This is a genomic window from Bradyrhizobium frederickii (assembly GCF_004570865.1).
GTDB classification, from domain to species: Bacteria; Pseudomonadota; Alphaproteobacteria; order Rhizobiales; family Xanthobacteraceae; genus Bradyrhizobium; species Bradyrhizobium frederickii.
On record NZ_SPQS01000006.1, the window covers coordinates 215,440 to 230,604 of the forward strand.

Here is a 15,165-nt window from a genome sequence, read left to right on the forward strand (position 1 = left end):
TCCTACTGCACGAGGCTGGCCGTACTGGACGCAACCTTGATGAACAGGTCCGTCAGTGCCTTGCTGATGTCGCCGCCATTCTGAACGTTTGCGTACAGGCCCGGCGACGCACAGGATTTCAGCCGTTGTGCGATCGTGCCCGTCGACGAGGTCGGGTTGTTGAACTGCGCGATACGGCTGTTGTACCAGCCGTCGCTCGGCAGTTGCAGATACTCGGTGTAGAGGATCGCGATACGGATGTTCCGATTCTTGATGGTATCGCAAATTGCCGTGTTGAGCGGTTGCTGACATCGCAAAGTCGTCGAGTTGGCCTGCGGAAGCGGATAGGTGGCATTGGGATCGCAGCTGCCCCCCGTCTTCGGAATCAGCTTGTCTTCGACGCCGTCGGTGACAAGGAAGACCACTTCCTGCGGCGTACCGGCCGCCGTACCGTCGCCGGGATTGGGCATGACGGCATTGAGGTCCGTCAGCCCCTTCGAGATGTCGGTGCCGTAGTCGGTCGTGTAGGTGCAGGCGCCCTTGCTGTCGACAACGGGGCAGTTCTGATGGTCGACCTTCAGGATCTGAATGTTGCCGATCTTCGTGCCGGCGGTGGTCGGGCTGGTCAGCGTCTGGATCGTGTTCAGGGCGTAGTCGAAAGTGTAGATGGCAGCCTGATAGGTCGTGTTGTTGATCGCCGACATGCACTGCATGACGCCGCCCGAGGTACCCGACTGCGGGCAGGACCACGGCCCGACCATCAATTGCTTGACGGCATTGGTCACGAGATCGATCCGCAGCGTGATGTTGTTCGCACGCGCGACCGTGAGATTGTCCTTGTTCGTCGCGCTGGGGCTTGCGTTGTTGGGGCGCGCCTCATGGCAGGCGAATGCGCAATTCTTCGCGTAGGTGGGCTGGTTCTTCGTGGCGAGAACCATGTTGTCGATGTCTGTCTGGGTGGCCGCCAGCGCCATCGACGGGGAATCATCCAGCAACAGATAGAAGTTCATGTTCGGGGCGCTGGACGCCTTCGCCGTCGCCGAACCCGCCACCTTCCAGGTCTGCTTGCCGAGAACGCCGGGGAAATTGTTGACGGACTCCGCAGCGTAGGACACCGTGATGGTGCGCGACAAACCGACATCCGTGACCGTGACCGTCGGCGTCGGCACGGCGGCGAGCCCGGGAAGATTGGCCTTCGCAGCAAAGACGGCAGCCGCCGTGTTCTCGATGGTGGTCTTGTTGGTCTGCGTCAGCATCGCCGGCCGCACGGCTGCGATCGCGGCCGCATCGGCGGCTGCGTTCAATTGCTCGCGCTTGCGCAAGGCCAGCGTGTAGTCGAGCGTCATGCCCAGGAGAAAGATGATAGGAACCATCGTCAGCGCGAAGATGATGGCGACGTTGGCCTTCCGGTCTGTCGCGAAACAGAGCATTGCGCGGCGGAGCATGTCGTTCATCCTGGCTGCCGTCGTTGCGGCAGCGGTCCTTTCCCTGAGATCGACGGAAGAGGCCGCCGGGTTTGGATCCCGGCGCTCGCCCATCACGGGCGGAATATGGCGATGGCTCTCTTAATCAACGCTTACGGGGAATCCGCAAACAGCGGCCGAAGCGGATCGAGATGTCTCAGATCGAGATGGCATCATTAACGTCGCTTGAATCCGATCGCAGAGATTGGCGGTAAACCCTTAGCATTCCCGTAAAAATACCGGAGGAGACGTGACATGCGCGGGCCGACGGAGCGCGTCGGTCGCCGGAAATCCGAAGGCCAATCCCATGCCCCCGGCCGGCGCGAGCCTGCCCGCCTGGACATCCGGGTGAGAGGGATATTTTGCCGTTAGACTCCACGGCGCAAACGTGGACAATGCTCCGACGCACACCGCGTGCGCAGTGCACATCAAGATGCGCCAGGGGAAACAAATGCCGGTTGCCGGTCCGTCGTCCGAACCCATCATTCCTACCGTTCTGCTCACCGCCCAGATGCGCGATTCGCTGCGCGCGATCGTGGGCGAGAAGGGCCTCATCGAGGACGAGCACGGCATGCAGCCCTTCGTGACGGATTGGCGCGGATTGCTGGTTGGACGTGCCGGCGCCGTGGTTCGTCCCGGCAGCACCGAGGAAGTCGCTCAGGTGGTCAGGCTCTGCCACGAGCACGGGATCGCGATCGTGCCGCAGGGCGGAAACACCGGCCTGATGGGCGGCGCCACGCCATGGCCCGCGCACACGGGCATCGTGCTGTCGCTTGGCCGCATGAACCGCGTGCTGAACATCGATGCCGCGGGATACACGATGACGGTCGAGGCCGGCTGCGTGCTGCAAACTCTGCAGGAGACGGCAAGCCGACACGACAGGTTCCTGCCCCTCAGCCTTGGCGCCCAGGGCTCGTGCATGATCGGCGGTAACCTTTCCACCAACGCCGGCGGCGTGCAGGTGCTCCGCTACGGCAATGCCCGCAATCTCGTGCTGGGACTCGAGGTCGTGCTGCCGAACGGCGAGGTCTGGGACGGCTTGCGCGCGCTCAAGAAGGACAATACGGGCTACGACCTCAAGCATCTCTTCATGGGCGCCGAAGGAACGCTCGGCATCATCACCAAGGCCGTGCTCAAGCTATGGCCTGCGCCTAAGGACGTCTGCACGGCGTGGCTGGCGATCCGGGATCCGCGCGCGGCGCTGGAGATCCTGTCGGAAGCCCACAGCGCGTCTGAGGACAATGTCGGCTCCTGCGAGCTGATGAGCCGCGCCGCGGTCGACATGGTGCTCCGCCACATTCCCGGCACGCAGGATCCGCTTAGAGCGGACACGCCATGGTACCTGCTGCTGGAATGGTCGTCGGCGCGGGCGCGCCAGGACGGGACCGCGGGCATCGCCGAGAAGATGGAGCAGTTTCTCGCCGATCAACTCGAGGCCGGACGCGTGCTCGACGCGGTCATCGCCCAGACCGGACATCAATCGCACAACATGTGGCGCATTCGGGAGAGCGTCGCAGAGGCCTCGCGCGCCGAGGGGCCGGGGCTGAGCTACGACGTCTCGGTGGCTATCTCGAAGATTCCGGAGTTCATTGATCTCGGGCTCAAGGCCGTGCTCGACATTCTCCCGACCATCCGGCCCTATCCTTTGGGTCACATCGGCGACGGCAATCTGCACTTCTCGTTCATGGCGCCGCTGGGCATGGATCAGCAGACGCTGACGCAATACAAGGCCGCCATCACGCGGGCCGTGAACGACCTCATCACCTCCATGGACGGCTCGATCTCGGCCGAGCACGGCATCGGCATCGACAAGCTGGACGAGCTCAGCCACTACCGTTCGAAGACCGAGCTCGACATCATGCGCACCATCAAGCGCGCGCTCGATCCGCACAACATCATGAATCCCGGCAAGGTGCTGCGGCTTTGACCCGAGAGGGCGTAGGATGGGTAGAGCACTTGCGAAACCCATCACAGCTTTTCGGCCGGAGAGATCGCGATGGGTTTCGCTGCGCTCTACCCATCCTACAGCCTCTGCCGGTGAGAGGAGCTACTGCAGGATCGCAGCCGCGATCTTCTCCGCCGACATCAACACCGGAAAATTGGTGTTGGCGCACGGTACCACCGGGAAGATCGAGGCGTCGACGACGCGCAGGCCCTGGATGCCCTTGACGCGGCCCTGGTTGTCGACCACCGCCATCGGATCCTCAGTGCGGCCCATGCGGCATGAACAGGAGGCGTGCCACACGCCGATGGTGGCCTTGCGCACGAAGGCCTCCAGCGCATCGTCGTCGTTCATGACCTGATCGAAGGTGAAGCCCTCGACCACGAAATTGTCGATCATGTAGTGGCGCAGCGCTGCCGGCCCGTCCATCAGGGCCGCGGCGATCCTGGTGAGAATCCTGTTCCTGGTATTGACCACGCCGATCTTGCGCACCTTGTCGGTGTAGGCGGCCGGAAACGGCTTGTCCGTCACCTGCTTGACGATGTCGCTCATTTGAATGGCCGCCATCTTGCGGAAGCCGCTCATCAGGCGATCGAGATCGCGCCGGTCGGACAGCAGATTGAACTCGACGATCGGCTCCGCGGAGGGATCGCGCGAGGCAAGCCTGACCTGTCCGGTCTCCGAATAGGTCTTGTTGACGAAGGTCAGGAGCGAGCCGATCTGCTCGCCGACCGCGTGCCAGGCCGACTTCGAGAGCAGGACGACGAACATGTCGCCCTTCGGCACGCCTGCAAGGCCCGAGGAGTAGCGCAGGCCCAGCTGCATGTGGCGCCTTGTATGCTCGTTCATGCGCGCGCCGCGGCGAACGAATGACGACAGCGAGATCGAGGGATGATCCATCAGGCGCTGGCCGACGCCCGGCAAGCCCATCAGCACGGGAATGCCCATATCCTTGAGGTGGCCGACCGGCCCGATGCCGGCGCGCAACAGATGCGCCGGCGAATGGATGGCGCCGCTGGAGAGGATGATCTCGCGTCCCCGGAATTCCTGCTCGCGTCCGTCCACCATCGCTTTGACGCCGACGCATTGCGCGCCTTCGAACAGCAGCTCGCGCACCTGAGTATTGGTGGAGATGGTGAGATTGGCACGCTTGCGGGTGTCGCGATCGAGATAGCCCATCGCGGCCGAGACGCGCTGCTCGGCCTGGTTGGAATGCGTCACCGGAAAATAGCCGTCGACGAACTCGCCGTTCTGGTCCGCCAGAAACTGATGGCCGGCCTGCTGGAAGGCTTCGGCAAACGCCTGGGAATGCTTCGTCCAGTGCTCCCTGGGGATGCGGCGAACCGGGATCTTGCCGTCCTTGCCGTGATAGGGACCGTCGAAATCGAGGTCGCGCTCGACCTTCTTGAAGAAGGGCAGCACCTCGTTCCACGTCCACCCTTCGGCGCCGCGCGCGTCCCATTCGTCGTAATCGGTCGGTGCGCCGCGGTTGGCCATCTGGCCGTTGATCGAGGAGCCGCCGCCGAGCACGCGCGCCTGCTCGTACTTGCGCAAGGGAGGCCGCGCCTCGTTCGGATTGTTGTGGCTGACGACCTGGGTCGTGACCTTGAGCTCGGTCCAGTGGAAGCGCGGATCGAAATAGGCGGTGCCCGGATAGCTGTCCCGAATTTCAGCCGGCTCGTTGCCGGGCGGTGTGTCCTGTCCGGCCTCGCACAGCAGGACCCTGTTGGCGCGTCTAGCCGAGAGCCGGTGCGCCAGCACGGACCCCGCCGAGCCGCCGCCGACGATAATGAAGTCGTACACGATTGGCGTTTCCTGTTGTTTTTGTTGGGGGAGAGCTTAGCGCGGGATTGCGACGCGATGGAAGCTTGATTGCATCGCCATCAACCCGTCATCCTGAGGCGCTCGCGCAGCGAGCCTCGAAGGATGCACGGCCCCGATGCAGCCGGGCCGTCGTCCTTCGAGGCTCGTCCTGCGTTGCAGGACGAGCGCCTCAGGATGACGGTGATGGAGTTGTGCTTCAGCCGCGTCTAAGGCCTGATCGAAAAGTTCTCCGGCGGCCCCGGCTTGCGCAGCGGCTCGGCGAGGCGCGCGAACTCGCACAGCAGCGAGCGCGTCTTGCGGGGATCGATGATCTCCTCGACCCAGAATTTCTCGGCCGAACGGAACGGCGAGCGCAGCTTGTTGAGGCGCTGCTGGATCTCCTCCAGCTTCGCCGCCTTGTCCTCGGCCGCATCGATGTCGGCGCGATAGGCGGCCTCGATGCCGCCTTCGAGCGGCAGCGAGCCCCAATAGGCCGACGGCCAAGCGTAGCGGATCGAGAAGCGGTCGGCCGGCTGATGCACGACCCCCGCAACGCCGAACGCGTTGCGCAGGATCACGGTGCACCAGGGCACGGTGGTCTGGTTCACCGCGGCCATGGCGCGGACGCCGTGGCGGATGGTCGCCGCCTTCTCGGCATCGAGCCCGATCATGAAGCCGGGGCAGTCCATGAGGTAGACGATCGGCAGGTGGAAGGTCTCGGCGAAGTCGACCCAGCGCACCACCTTCTGGCAGGCATCCGCCGTCCAGGAGCCGCCATAGTGGAAGCTGTCGCTGGCCAGCACCAGCACCGCCCTGCCCTCGAGCCGGGCGAGGCCGACGATGATGGGCTTGCCGAAATTCCTGGCGACCTCGAAGAACGAGCCCTTGTCCACGACGGACTCGATGATCGGCCGTATCTTGTAGACCTGCTTGCGGTTGCGCGGCACCGCGTTCATCAGCGCTTCGTCGCCGCGCTCCGGATTGTCGGTGCAGGGCAAGGTCGGCGGCAGCTCGTAGACCGATGACGGCAGGTAGGACAGGAAACGCCGCGCGCAGGCGAACGCCTCTTCCTCGGTATCGACGGCGTGGTCGATTGCGCCGGCGCGGGTCTGGATGTCGGCGCCGCCGAGCTCCTCCTTCGAGAGGTCCTGCCCCAGCGCCTTCACCACCGGCGGCCCCGCGACGAACATCGCGGACTTCCTAGTCATGATGGAATAGTGGCTGGCGGCAAGGCGCGCGGCTCCCAGGCCCGCCACCGAGCCGAGGCCGAGCGCGACCACCGGCACGCACGACAGGTTCTCCGTCGTGAAGCGGTACCAGCGCGTGCCGCCGATGCCGCCCGGCAGGTTGGCCGCGCCCTTGGTCTCGATGGTCTTGACCGAGCCGCCGCCGCCGGAGCCCTCGATGATGCGGACGATGGGCAGGCGCAAGTCGTGCGCCATCTCCTCGGCCATCAGCGGCTTTGCTGAAATGGACGCATCAGCCGAACCGCCGCGGACCGTGAAATCGTCGCCGACCACGACCAATGTACGCCCGCCGACGCGGGCGCGGCCGAACACGCAGTTCGCCGGCGTCAATTTCTGCAATTCGCCGCTGGCATCGTACTCGCCGATGCCGGAGACGGCGCCGATCTCGTGAAAGCTGCCCTTGTCGGTCAGCTTGTCGATGCGCTCCCGAACAGTCAGCCGGCCCTGGTCATGCTGTCGCTTGACCTTGTCAACGCCGCCCATCTCCCGCGCGAAGGCTTCGCGCCGGGCGAGCTCGTCGAGTTCCGGCTTCCAGTTCATTCACTCCCTCCGAACGGATCGGCTTGTTATTGTTGTGCACGGCCATCGCGACCGGTTTACGCGGGATGCGGTTGTTGAAGACGTCACCTTCCGCGCCCTCGAGCAGGCCGCCGAGCGAACGCCCGAGCTCGAGCATCAATGGCGCGACTTCGGCATGCAGCCGCTCCTCGTCATACATCGCCGAGAGCAGGCCGATCGTGATGACCACGAAGGTCTGGTATTGCGGCGACCATATCGGCAGCGCGAGACCGTTGATGTGCGGGCTCCACAGGCCGCAGGCCACGACATAACCGCGCTCGCGCAGCATCTGCCGGTTGGCTTCGATGCGCGGCTTCAGGATCTTCGCCGCCTCGGGAGCTTCCCGCTCCATCTCCGCGATGAAGGCATCGCCGACCTCCGGCGCCAGCGCCGCGGTGTAGGCCGCGCCCGCGGCGGTGGAGGCCATCGCGATGCGGCTGCCGGTGCCCTCGTGCAGGCCGAGTGCGGTCGCCGAGCGCGCGAACAGGAGATAGACGAGATGGAAGCGATCCGGAACGACGAAGCCGACCGTTCCCGGCAATTGCTCGGCGACGTCCTGCAGCCGCTGGCGAATCATGCTGCGCAGCTGCGCGCCCTTCATCATCGTGGCGCTCATCGCGACCGCGCTCGGGCCGATGCGATATTTCTGATCGCGCGGCAGATAGACCAATTGTCCCATCCGCGTCAGCGTGTGTGTGAGCCGCGACACCGTCGAGCGCGGCAGCCCGCAGCGATTTGAAATCTCGAGATTGCCGAGCCTGGCCTCGTGGCCCTCGAAGCATCGCAACACGTCGAACGCGCGCGAGACCACCTGGATGACATCTCCCTCGCCGGCATCGCCAGCGAGCACGCCTTGCCTACTCAACCGCTCCGATCGTCGTCCCATGTTCCCTACCGTATGTTCCGCTGTGCGGAATTAAATTCCGCTTGCAGACGACGCTACCTCAGGCATTTTGCGGCGACAACAAAAAGGCGATGGCATGCCAGAAATTAAGATCGTCACCGAGATCGCGGGACGCATCTGCGCAACTCCCGTGCAAGTTGGAGGAACCGTCGCGGATGGCGATGACGTTGTGGTGGTCGAAGCGATGAAGATGGAGATACCGGTGTCCTCGCCCGCAAGCGGCACGATCACGTCTCTGCTGGTGAAACTCGACGACGTCATCGCGGAGGGTCAGGCGATCGCCATCGTCGCGTGCTGAATGTTCTGTTCGAAGTACGCGCGACAATCTGTCAGCCTCATTCCGCATGCGCGGTACGGCGTTGCCATCGCTCGATCGCGGTGACATGATCTGTTGCAAACAAAACGTTGTTTCAAACAAAGAACGAAAATCTTCGCGGCAAAGCGAGGATCATTGGAGGGAAACATGCTTCGTGGGCTGCTCGTGCTCGCGCCTGCCTTGGTGGCAGGCATTTCTTTTGCGTCTACACGCTACTCGTTCGCCGAAGACATCAAGCTGCCGGCGACGCTGGCCTTCACCGCCTATGACACCGGCACTGCCGGCTTCAACATCGCGGTCGGCGTCGGCAAGATGATGAAGGACAAGTACGGCACCGACGTGCGCGTGCTCCCCGCCGGCAACGACGTCGCCCGCCTTGCGCCGCTGCGCGCCAAGCGCGCGGTGGCCTCGGCGATGGGGTCCGGCACCTACTTCGCGCAGGAAGGCGTGTTCGAGTTCGGCGCCAGGGAATGGGGCCCGCAACCGCTTCAGACCCTGCTCTCGACCGTCGACTGCAATTGCGCCTCGCTTGCGGTGGCCGCCGACACCGGCGTGAAGGAGCTGAAGGACCTCAAGGGCAAGCGCGTCGGATTCGTGGTCGGCTCGCCGGCGCTGAACCAGAACTCGCTCGCGGTGCTCGCCTTCGCCGGCCTGACGCAGAAGGACGTCAAGGTCGTCGAGTTCGCGAGCTACGGCGCGATGTGGAAGGGCCTGATCAACAACGACGTCGATGCCGCCTTCGGCACCACCATCACCGGCCCCGCCAAGGAAGCCGAGACCTCACCGCGCGGCCTGATCTGGCCGCCGCTGCCCGCCAAGGACAAGGAAGGCTGGGCGCGGATGCAGAAGGTCGGCTCGTTCTTCTTCCCGCAGGTCGCAACCTGCGGCGCCGGCATCTCGCCGGAGAAACCGGTCGAACTCGGCAATTACCCCTACCCGATCTTCGTGGCCTACGCCTCGCAGCCGGCCGATCAGGTCTATGCGATGACCAAGGCCATGATCGTCAATTACGACGCCTACAAGGATTCCGCGCCCGGCGCCGGCGGCCTTGCCGCCGATCGCCAGACCAAGAACTGGGTGGTGCCGGTGCATCCCGGCGCGGTGAAGGCGCTGAAGGAGGCCGGGCAATGGAGCGATGCGCAGGAGGCGCACAACAACAAGCTGATCAAGCGGCAAGAGGTGCTCGGCGCGGCGTGGACCGATTACGGCAAGTCCAATCCGCCGGCGGACGACAAGGCGTTTCTCGAGGGCTGGATGAAGGCCCGCGCGGCGGCGCTTGCCAAAGCCGGCATGCCGAACGGGTTCGAGGAATAGAGCGAATGGACCCCGCTTCGCGCCAAGAGGGAAGTGCGCTCCCTCCCCCGCTTGCGGGGGAGGGTTGGGGAGAGGGTGTTTCCATGGTGGGATTCCCGCAGAGGCGAAAGCCCTCACCCGGCGCTGCGCGCCGACCTCTCCCGCAAGCGGGAGAGGTTGAGCCCGTGGCGCGGGCGATTCAAACAACTGTCATTCGATTAATCTGCTTTCAGTAGCCCACGCGCAGGGTCCACCTCATGTCCTCTTCCACCACCACCGCCCCGCAAGACGAGGCCAAGCGGGTCGTGTTCGACGATCCGCATGGCGCCGCCGCCAACATGCAGGAAGCGGAGGTCACGCGTGTGCGTACGCTGCGCGGCGCCTGGCGCTGGCTGCTGGTGGCCGCGACCGCGGCGACCATCCTGCTGTGCATCAACCAGCAATTCTCGCTGCGATTCTTCGTCGGCTATACCCAGCTCAACACGGAATATTTCTACCTCCTGATCGCGTTGATGCTGCCGTTCACCTTCCTGATCTTCCCGGGCACCGAGCGCGCGCCGCTCGACCGCATTCCCTGGTATGACCTTGTCCTGTTCGTCGCGACCTTCGCCGCCGCGCTGCTGCTGATGTCGAACGTCCGCAAGGCCGCGGAGGCCGGCTGGGAATTCGGCGGCGCGCCGAACAACGTGATCGCCGCGGGCCTCGTGATGTGGGTGATGCTGATGGAGGCGCTGCGCCGCACCGGCGGCTGGAGCCTTTTGCTGAGCGTTCTCCCTTTCACCGTCTATCCGCTGTTCGCCGAGGCCGGCTGGCTCGGACCGTTCCGCGGCACGCAATCGACGATCGAACAGGCGACCGCCTATCACGTGCTGTCGGGCGAGAGCCTGCTTGGCATTCCGATCCAGGCCTTTGCCGACACCGTGATCGGCTTCTTGGTGTTCGGCACCGCGCTGATGATGACCGGCGCCGGAAAGTTCTTCATCAACCTCTCTTTCGCGCTGTGCGGCACCTTCCGCGGCGGCGCGGCCAAGGTCTGCATCTTCGCCAGCGGCCTGCTCGGCATGATGTCGGGCTCGATCATCTCCAACGTGCTCACCGCCGGCACCATGACCATCCCGGTGATGAAGAAGAGCGGCTTCCGCGCCTCCTATGCGGCAGCTATCGAGGCCTGTGCCTCGACCGGCGCGGTGCTGGCACCGCCGGTGATGGGTGCCACCGCCTTCGTGATCGCCCAGTTCCTCAACGTCAGCTACGCCGACGTCGCGGTGGCCGCGATCATTCCGGCCGTGCTCTATTACGCCGGCCTGTTCATGCAGGTCGACGCCTACGCCGCGCGCCACAAGCTGAAGGGCATTCCGCGCGCCGACCTGCCGCGCGTCATGGATACGATCAAGGACGGCTGGTACTACGTCTTCGTCATCGCGCTCTTGATCGTGATGCTGCTCTACTTCAAGCGCGAGAGTCATGCGCCGTTCTACGCCACCGCGCTGCTGCTCGTGCTCAACCAGCTCTTCTCCAAGGACACGCGCTGGACGCTTGCGACCATCGGCAAATTCCTCGAGGTCAACGGCCGCACCTTCGTCGAGCTCGTCGGCATCCTCGCCGGCTGCGGCCTGCTGATCGGCGCATTCTCGATGACCGGCGTGGTGTCGAGTCTTGCCAACGACCTGTTGCATATCGCCGGCGACAATCCCTTCCTGCTGCTCGGCATGTGCGCCCTGACCAGCCTGATCCTCGGCCTCGGGCTGACGACGACGGCCTGCTACATCTTCCTCGCCATCCTGGTCGCGCCCGCGCTGGAGAAGCTCGGGCTCAACCGCATGGCGGTGCACATGTTCATCTTCTATTGGGGCATGCTGTCGTCGATCACCCCGCCGGTCGCGATCGCCTCCTTCGCCGCCGCCGGCATTGCCGGCTCGCCGGCGATGAAGACCGGCTGGGAATCGATGTGGGTCGGCAGCATCATCTATTTTCTGCCGTTCTTCTTCGTTCTCAATCCGGCGCTGGTGCTGCAGGGGCCGAGCCCGTATCTCGCCGGCCTCGGCCTGATGGGGCTCGCGGCATTCGGCACGCTGTTCATCTGCGGCGGCATTCAGGGCTACCAGCCTTTCGTCGGGGACTTGCGCGGCGCCGGCGTGCTGGAATGGCCGCTCCGCGTGCTGCTGGTGATCGGCGGCTTCGTGGTGGCCACGCCCGGCGGCGGCATCATGCCGCTGTCGCAGCTGCAGGTGACGCTGCTCGGCCTTGGGATCCTCCTGCCGACGATCTTGATCGCGCTTCTGCTGATCCGACGCCAGCCCGTGATGCCGGACGGGTTGCGCGTCCCCTGATTGCGTTGCACAAGTGAGGCGATGACACCGCTCTCGCCTCTCGCAGCCGCCTGGACCCGCTCGAAACCGCCTTTGCTGCGGTTTCTGGACAATTGCCTCAACGAATTCTCTGCCGAAACTTCAGGCAGCGTTGCCGACTACATTCCCGAGCTGAGCAAGGCCGACCCTGCCTGTTTCGGCATCAGCCTCGCGACCCTGGATGGCCACGTCTACGAGGTCGGCGATTCCAGGGTGCCCTTCACCATCCAGTCGATGTCGAAACCGTTCGTGTTCGCGCTGGCGCTGGACCTGCTCGGCGCCGGCAGGGTCGAGAGCGCGATCGGCGTCGAGCCCTCGGGCGATCCCTTCAACTCGATCCGCCTCAACGCCGAGAACCACCCGTTCAACCCGATGGTCAATGCCGGCGCGATCGCCTGCACCGGGCTGATCCACGACAGCAAGGGCGCAGAAGCCTTCGAGCAGATCCGTCTCGCACTCGGCCGCTTTGCGGGCCGCGAGCTCGCCGTGGACGAGGCCGTCTATGCTTCCGAAAGCCAGACCGGCGACCGCAACCGCGCCATCGCCTATCTCCTCAAGACCAACGCGGTGATCTCGGACGACGTCGCCGCCGTGCTCGACGTCTATTTCCGGCAATGCGCGGTGCTGGTCACCGCGCGCGACATCGCGGTGATGGCGGCAACGCTGGCCAATCGCGGCGTCAATCCGGTCACGGGCGAGCAGGTGCTGACGCCCTACGCGATCTCGCGTACCCTCTCGGTGATGACCTCGTCGGGCATGTACGACTATGCCGGCGAGTGGATCTACCGCATCGGCATTCCCGCCAAGAGCGGCGTCGGCGGCGGCATTCTGGCGGCGCTCCCTGCCCGCCTCGGGCTCGGCACTTATTCGCCAAAGCTCGACAAGCACGGCAACAGCGTGCGCGGCATCAAGGTCTGCGAGGCGCTGTCCTCGCACTACGACCTGCACATGCTCAACCGCAGCGACGATGCCCGCAACGCCGTCATCGCCGATTACGATATCGGCAAGAGCCCGTCGCGCCGCGTGCGCCGGCCGCAGGAGCGCGAGATCCTGGCCGCGCATGAGCAGGAGGTACGGGTCATCGAGCTGGTCGGCACGCTGTCGCTGTCGGCCGTCGACTACGTCTCGCGCCGGCTGGCCGGACGACCGCGGCCGCAAATCGTCGTGTTCGACCTGCACCGTGTCACGTCCACCACCCGCGCAGGCGCGCGGCTGATCGCCGAAGCCTTCGAGGAGCTCGCGGCCCTGAACGTCACTGTGGTGCTGTCCGGCGTCAGGCGCGCCTCCAGGGAATGGGACAGCTTGCGGGAATGGACCGCCGAGCTGAAGAACGTCCGCGACTTCTACCTGCTCGACACCGCGGTCGAATGGGCCGAAGACCAGATCGTCTACCGCTATGGCGGCTCGATCGACTTTCACGAGACCACCGAGCTCGCCGAGCAGCCGCTGCTTGCCGGCATGAGCGAGGAAGAGCTGACGGATCTCGCCTCGATCTGCACGATCCGAACCTTTCAGGCCGGCGCGAAGATCATCACCACGGGCGATCCGGCCTCCTCCCTGTTCTTCCTGCGCAGCGGCGCGGTGCATGTCACGCTGCCCGACGGCGTGCGGCTGGCGACGCTGACCGCCGGCATGGCGTTCGGCGAGATGGCGCTGCTGGAGCCGACGCGCTCGGCCGACGTGTTCGCCGACATGGCGGCGACAGCGTTCGAAGTGCCGCTGAAGGAGTTCGAACGCTTCCGCAAGCAGCACCCGCGCGCCAGCGAGCGCGTCATGCGCAACCTCGCGCAGCTGCTCGCCGACCGCCTGATCGTCGCCAATGCGAAGGTGGATATCTTGACCTCGACCTGAGCGGCGGTGTCTTTGGGGAGACAGAGCTATGACGCTTTGCGGGACCTGAGCACGCGCCTCGTCCTTCGAGACGACCGCTTCGCGGTCTCCTCAGGATGAGGCTAAGCAGCATTGGTGCTCGTTGAAACTCGCGCCGCGCACCCGATCCTCATCCTGAGGGCCCGCCAACGGCGGGCGTCTCGAAGGATGGCCACAGGCGAGATCGCTCCAATATGCGATTGCCCTGCGGAGGGAAGCGGTAGACGGAGCGCACAGTTCGCACATTGCCTAGCGGCTCGCCGCCTCGCTCAGCCGTCGCTTGATCTTCTTTGCGCTCGCTTCGAGCAGCTCTGACGGCTGCTGGCCGGTCGCGGCGCACAGGCAGGCCCAGTAGTAGATGACATCGCCGAGCTCATCGACCAGACCCGCCTTGTCGAGCCAGTCGTCGCGCAGCAGCTTCTTGATGTGATCGGCGACCTCGCCGGCTTCACCGGCAAGACCGAGGCCGAGATAGGACAGCCGCTCGTTGGACGGATGCTCATCGACCTTGGCAATGGTCGCGGCCCAGGCCGCGTAATCGTCGATCGTCATCGGCATCTCTCGCCGCGTTCTTGGGGTTCAGCCTACCACTTCGGTGACGGGTTGGAGATCGATTTCGAAGGTCTCCAGAAATTTCGAGGTCATGATGTAGAAACCGACCGAGAGCTGCAGCTCGACCAGCGCGGCCGGCGTGAGCTTCGACGCGATCGCCCTGAAGGTGGCATCGGTCGGCTTCTTCAGCTTGACGATCTCGTCGGTGAAGGCGAGCGCGGCGCGCTGCACCTCGTTGAAGCAGGTCGCCGCCTGCCAGTTCTCGAGCGCCTCGTTCTGCGCGTCGGTGACGCCGACATTCTTGCCGATCCGCTTGTGCGCAACGATCTCGTACGGCGCCTCACAGAGGATCCCAGTGCGGGTGATCGCGAGCTCGCGCACGATCGGATCGAGCTCACCCTTGTGGCGGATCGCGCCCCCGAGCCGGCAGTACTGCTCGAAATAGCTCGGCGAGTGCGCCATCATGCGGAAGATGTTGGCGTTGCGGTTCTTGTCGAGGATCTCGCGGGTGCGGTCGGATGCCTTGGACGGGTCGCTGTACTGAATGCGGGCCATGATTTTCCTGAAGTTTTCCCAGAGCTCTTGATTCTTTTTGTAATCGCCGGCGAGAGTTGCTCGAAACTCTAGTCTTGCACCGACGCGGGAGCAACATCATCGAGTCAAAATGCCGCCGCATTGCTGATCGACCCTGAGACAGTCGATATTCGCCGCGTGGGGATTACATTGCGGTGAGTACTCGAGAAGTGGGGTGTTCCGAGTAAAACAATTGGCCGTCGGGTGCGCTAGCCGCACAACGATGAGTCACGCCCAAGTCTAGGGAGAAAACGGCATGAAGGAAGCCACCAAGGGGGCGGCCTCGGGAGCGCTCGCGCATATGCTGGCGGTGACGGC

At 64.6% G+C, this 15,165-nt stretch carries 11 protein-coding genes; 5 read left to right on the forward strand and 6 right to left on the reverse strand.

Annotated features, from left to right (window positions below; translation table 11 throughout):
* Positions 1–2 precede the first annotated feature (2 nt).
* On the reverse strand, positions 3–1,424 hold the full coding sequence (locus E4K64_RS12725; RefSeq protein ID WP_135163812.1) for a TadE/TadG family type IV pilus assembly protein: 1,422 nt from the start codon (positions 1,422–1,424) through the stop codon (positions 3–5).
* Positions 1,425–1,893: 469 nt separating this feature from the next.
* On the opposite strand from E4K64_RS12725, the gene E4K64_RS12730 reads away from it, so the two are divergent.
* Positions 1,894–3,369, forward strand: coding sequence for an FAD-binding oxidoreductase (locus E4K64_RS12730; protein ID WP_135163813.1), 1,476 nt, complete (start codon positions 1,894–1,896; stop codon positions 3,367–3,369).
* Positions 3,370–3,489: 120 nt separating this feature from the next.
* On the opposite strand, the gene E4K64_RS12735 is transcribed toward E4K64_RS12730, so the two are convergent.
* The 3 genes from E4K64_RS12735 to E4K64_RS12745 all read right to left on the reverse strand — a co-directional run bounded on the left by E4K64_RS12735 (position 3,490) and on the right by E4K64_RS12745 (position 7,878).
* Entirely contained in the window at positions 3,490–5,187 is a 1,698-nt protein-coding gene (locus tag E4K64_RS12735) for a GMC family oxidoreductase (protein WP_135163814.1), read from the reverse strand.
* 227 nt (positions 5,188–5,414) lie between these two features.
* Complete coding sequence (locus tag E4K64_RS12740; RefSeq protein ID WP_135163815.1) at positions 5,415–6,974, reverse strand: acyl-CoA carboxylase subunit beta; 1,560 nt, start codon at positions 6,972–6,974, stop codon at positions 5,415–5,417.
* A complete protein-coding gene (locus E4K64_RS12745) occupies positions 6,904–7,878 on the reverse strand; it encodes an IclR family transcriptional regulator (RefSeq protein WP_135163816.1) in 975 nt (324 codons plus the stop codon). The genes E4K64_RS12740 and E4K64_RS12745 overlap by 71 nt, the downstream gene beginning before the upstream one ends.
* A gap of 94 nt (positions 7,879–7,972) precedes the next feature.
* Between E4K64_RS12745 and E4K64_RS12750 the strand changes: the two genes are divergently transcribed.
* The 4 genes from E4K64_RS12750 (at position 7,973) to glsA (ending at position 13,704) form a co-directional block, all read left to right on the forward strand.
* Positions 7,973–8,194 (forward strand): acyl-CoA carboxylase biotin carboxyl carrier protein subunit, encoded by a 222-nt coding sequence (locus E4K64_RS12750; RefSeq protein WP_135163817.1) that lies wholly within the window; start codon positions 7,973–7,975, stop codon positions 8,192–8,194.
* Between the two features lie 165 nt (positions 8,195–8,359).
* Positions 8,360–9,526, forward strand: a complete 1,167-nt coding sequence (locus tag E4K64_RS12755; protein ID WP_135163818.1) for a TAXI family TRAP transporter solute-binding subunit — start codon at positions 8,360–8,362, stop codon at positions 9,524–9,526.
* A 236-nt stretch (positions 9,527–9,762) separates the two neighbouring features.
* Positions 9,763–11,835, forward strand: coding sequence for a TRAP transporter permease (locus E4K64_RS12765; RefSeq protein WP_135163819.1), 2,073 nt, complete (start codon positions 9,763–9,765; stop codon positions 11,833–11,835).
* A 21-nt stretch (positions 11,836–11,856) separates the two neighbouring features.
* On the forward strand, positions 11,857–13,704 hold the full coding sequence (glsA, locus tag E4K64_RS12770) for a glutaminase A (protein ID WP_135163820.1): 1,848 nt from the start codon (positions 11,857–11,859) through the stop codon (positions 13,702–13,704).
* Between the two features lie 267 nt (positions 13,705–13,971).
* Here the strand turns inward: glsA and E4K64_RS12775 are convergent, their stop codons facing one another.
* Both E4K64_RS12775 and E4K64_RS12780 read right to left on the reverse strand, forming a co-directional pair.
* A complete protein-coding gene (locus E4K64_RS12775; RefSeq protein ID WP_167771971.1) occupies positions 13,972–14,274 on the reverse strand; it encodes a nucleoside triphosphate pyrophosphohydrolase family protein in 303 nt (100 codons plus the stop codon).
* Positions 14,275–14,301: 27 nt separating this feature from the next.
* Positions 14,302–14,829 (reverse strand): carboxymuconolactone decarboxylase family protein, encoded by a 528-nt coding sequence (locus tag E4K64_RS12780; protein ID WP_135163822.1) that lies wholly within the window; start codon positions 14,827–14,829, stop codon positions 14,302–14,304.
* Positions 14,830–15,165 lie beyond the last annotated feature (336 nt).